At 31.5% G+C, this 4,260-nt stretch carries 4 protein-coding genes; 3 read left to right on the forward strand and 1 reads right to left on the reverse strand.

Going from position 1 to position 4,260, the window contains the following annotated elements:
- Together AC1DJR_RS19185 and AC1DJR_RS19190 are read left to right on the forward strand one after the other, a co-directional pair.
- A partial coding sequence (locus tag AC1DJR_RS19185; RefSeq protein WP_477003262.1) for a lanthionine synthetase LanC family protein occupies positions 1 to 685 on the forward strand: 685 nt, incomplete at its 5' end.
- Positions 686 to 883: 198 nt separating this feature from the next.
- Positions 884 to 1,084 carry a helix-turn-helix transcriptional regulator gene (locus AC1DJR_RS19190; RefSeq protein WP_000933887.1) on the forward strand — a complete coding sequence of 67 codons (201 nt, stop codon included), beginning with the start codon at positions 884 to 886 and terminating at the stop codon, positions 1,082 to 1,084.
- A gap of 589 nt (positions 1,085 to 1,673) precedes the next feature.
- Here the strand turns inward: AC1DJR_RS19190 and AC1DJR_RS19195 are convergent.
- The gene (locus AC1DJR_RS19195) at positions 1,674 to 3,092 is read right to left on the reverse strand and encodes a right-handed parallel beta-helix repeat-containing protein (RefSeq protein ID WP_477003263.1); all 1,419 of its coding nucleotides are present in this window, start codon (positions 3,090 to 3,092) and stop codon (positions 1,674 to 1,676) included.
- 510 nt (positions 3,093 to 3,602) lie between these two features.
- Here AC1DJR_RS19195 and AC1DJR_RS19200 point away from each other — a divergent pair.
- Positions 3,603 to 4,260: response regulator aspartate phosphatase (locus tag AC1DJR_RS19200; protein ID WP_477003264.1), on the forward strand; the 658-nt coding region annotated here is incomplete at its 3' end.

Genomic DNA, 4,260 nt, shown 5'->3' on the forward strand with positions numbered 1-4,260 from the left:
AAGATATGGCGATCATTTACTTGAAAATAAAATAGTTACAGAAAGAGGAATTGGTTGGTTGGATCCTTCAAGTCAATCAATGTTAGGAGGGTTATCACACGGTACAAGTGGTATTGCCTGGTCATTGTTAAGCTTGTATAAGCAAACCTCCAAACAGGAATATTTTGAAACAGCAATAGAGGCAATTCGATATGACCGTTCTTTATATGATTCAAAAAATTGTAATTGGGCAGATTTAAGGTGTTCACAACATAAGTCTAGTGAATTTTCTGCGGCATGGTGTCATGGGGCCACTGGAATTGGTTTAAGTCGCCTTTTATATTTGCCTTATATTAAAGATACATTATTACAACAAGAGATAGAAACCGCAGTATCTACAACTATAGATGTTGGAATGGGGCGGAGCCATTCCCTTTGTCACGGTGATCTAGGAAATTCAGAATTATTCCATGTCGCAGGAAATATATTAGGACGTCCAGAATGGAATAGAATGGCTCATGCGGTAGGGATGAATGTAATTAAGGAAAAACAAGAAATAGGAAAATATAAAACTGGTGTTGGGCGTCATATCGAAATTCCAGGTTTATTTATGGGGTTATCTGGTATAGGATATCAATTGTTACGCTTAGCTAAACCGAATCAAGTTCCTTCTGTCTTGACTTTGGAAAAACCAATTAAGTATTAATTAATTTAGAAAACAGCACATAGAAATTTATGTGCTGTTTTCCATTATAATTATTTAATTAAATTAAAGAGAAACTAGTCTATTAAAAATTCTTTATATGTAATATTTAACAAAATGTTAAAAATGATATTCGAAATGTTAAAAAAAATATACAAAATGTTAAAAATAGGATAAGATATCCATAGGAGGTGGGGGTAGTTGTTAAACAACCGAATAGTTGTTTGTCGTGCCGAAAAAGGTTGGACACAGCAAGATTTAGGAGAGAGAGTAGGTGCTAGTCGACAGACTATCGCTTCTATGGAAAGGAATAAATATAATCCCTCTTTAATTCTTGCATTTAAAATAGCCCAAGCTTTTGGAAAACCATTAGAGGAAGTTTTCGAATATAAGGAGGAATAAATAAATGGAATTTATAAAGTATGTTATAATTATTATTATAGCTTTATCATGCCTAAGTGAATTATATATGTTTAAATTTCAAAAAAGCAAAGAGGCAAGAGATGAGAGGGGTTTAGAGATTCAGTATAAAACTACTAATTTTTTATATAACATTCTTTATCTGGGAATAGTTATATTGTTTCTCCTTAACATACTTCAATATATTACAGCAGAACAATTTGTGAATATCCTCTTATATTTCTTTATTTCTTTAGGGATAATAAAAGTTGCTTATTCATATTGGAGAAGGAGCTATTAAATATAAAAAGAAATACTAAAAATAAGGGGGCATATTTTTAATATATTTGTTCCTGAATTAATAATAGATTAATTTCTGCGGAGGTATTAGTACTTAATATTAGGAGAAATTGGCCGCAGCTTACTAATATAATTATAGATACGCCTATGTACTTAAAGAATAAATACAGAGTTTTTATAAGCTTGGAAAAATTGCAGTTTCAATTGAAACTGCAATTTTTAATTCATCCTTTCCATTATAGGGGAGGGGCTTTGAAGTGTGCTAAGATAAAGTCATTTTAGTAAACTTGCTTCATTTTAAAATAATTTTGAATGAAGGAGACAATTTGCTAAATACACTATGTTGTTCATTTCCTTCTTGATTCATACCTGCCTGATAAGATGAAAATCCCTTATACGTTTTTCTTTTCCATTGCCATAAGCCATTAGTTTGATCGAAATCACCATAGTAATGATTGTAATCCAGTTTGTTTCTAGTGTTTTTATTGAAATTATTGCTGATAAAAATACGGCTATTACTTGCATAGATTTGGTTATTGGTAATTACATTGTTTCGGGTATCGTAATTTAATTCGATTTGGCCACTCTCTTGATCTTTTGTATCATTTTTATAAATTACATTGTTCGTAATTGTGTTATTTTCTGCATATCCTTGCTGACTATCATATCCACCAATTGCAATACCACTCATGATATTATTGGATATCGTATTCTCTCTAACAGTAATTTGGCTTGCGCTTTTTCCTGCATGTTCGCTGGCTACTTCAATACCAAGRTCRTTTTCATAGCTTTGATTTTGCTCAATGATAATTTCCTTCCCACCATCCACGTAAATACCATCAGCTGAATATTCATTATAACTAGTATTATTAAAGGATGAATTGTGATGGACAATGTTATTACGAACAACTCCATTTCGTGCCTGATCTAAAGCAGCTACTGGAGATACGCCTTCATGTCCAATCAGAACAATTCCAATATTGTTGTTATCATGTACTTTGTTATTGGTAACTTCAAAGGAATCTACATTCCCATTGATAGCAATTGCTTCACTCAATCCTAATTTCAAATTTGYTACTTCGTTATTATCGATGACAATATGATTTAAATTATTTTGTGCACTAGATGAAGTACCGTAGACAGCAATGCCATGTGCATTTCCATTCTTTACATTTGCTTCAATGTGGTGAATATAATTATTTCTAATATCAATGTAACTTCCTGTTCCAGTGATATAAATACCAATAGGGGTTTCGCTAACTTTCGTTGATTTTAAATTGCGAAATTCTAATCCTTTTACTTGAATATAGTTTTTGTCTTCTATTGTAAATAACCCATCATCTTCTAACTTGACTTTAGAACCATCTAGAATGACTTTTTCATCCTGGTAATTTTGAAATGTAATGGGTGCTCCTGAGGCACCAGAATGAGTGACACGAACCTTTTGGTTATAAACTCCGCCTCTTATGTAGATTGTACTTCCTTCTGTTGCGACATTAGCAGCTTTTTGAATGGTAGCGAAAGGTTGATCTAATGTACCGGGATTGAGGTCGCTTCCTGTTGGGGATACATAGTAATTTGTAACAGGATTTGCATTGTTATTGGATTGTGCAAAGGTCGAGGTAGGAAGTGTGAAAATTAACATACTGAAAGAAAGGATAAAGATAAAAAGAGATTTCTTTAATGAGGGAAATATTGTTTGATATTTCATTATGCTCCTCCTTCTTTTTATAAGCATTCCTTCTCAACTATATAGTTAAAACTGACGATTTATATCTTGTACTAATAAAAAAAGACCCAGTAATGTATTCTGGATTAAGAAACACCAACTCCTATGGTCTACGTATTCTATCTGAAACTAAATTTTTAATAATTCATGGTTTTTCGTATAAAATCAAATCATATATGTGTACTTGAAGGAATACGGATATTAAAATCGGTAGACGAGGGAATGAGGGATACTGATACTAATTTTAAGGGAAGTTATTCAAAATATATTTTCTATTCAATTAAATCTTCCCTGTGTATCACGTTAACTGTTGTACTAATTGGATTGGTAAGATTAACAGATAATTATTTAAAGTGGGGGTAGTTCAATAAATCTGAAATTAACATTGTTTAATATAAGTATTCAAAAAAGTTTATCAAGTTTTAATATTCGAAAAATCATTTATATAAACAAGTATGTTGTGGTAACATTTAACAAAAGGGGGTAGCGTATATGAATGTTGAAATTATTTCTAAAGAAGAAATCACAAAATTATTAAACGACTGGTATCAAGCTATAATTTCACAACGTGTATTACAGTCTAATAAAATAAAAGAAGAGATTGCAGATAAAATCAATAATATTAAGGAAGACCAAACAATATTAGTCTACTATGCTTTATTGAATGCACGGTATAATCTGCTAATTCGTGATATGGATAGTTCAAAAGATATTTTGGATAAAATTGAGCCATTACAAGAGCCTACAGAAACATTTTTAGAGTACTATCATCATTTATTTAAAGCAATTTATGCTACTAATACAGCAAACCATAGTGAAGCAAGAATGCAATTTGAAGAAGCTGAAAAGTATTTAGAGTACATGCATGATGAAATCGAAAAAGCTGAATTTAATTATTGGCTTGCAGTTCATTACTATCACATATTGAAACCAATCCTAGCAGTTCAATTTGCTACGAAGGCAAATGAAGTATTTTCAATTAGTTCAGGGTATGAATTAAAAACTGCTGCTTGTTTGAATACTTTAGGGATGGCACACACTCGCTTAAGTGATTTCGAAAGTGCAGAAGAATATTTACTTTCAGCATTGGGTACTTTCCAAAAATCTAATGACGAAAGTCTTACTAAACGTGTAAAGCACAATTTAGGTC

Source organism: Bacillus sp. 05T31, from assembly GCF_056396725.1.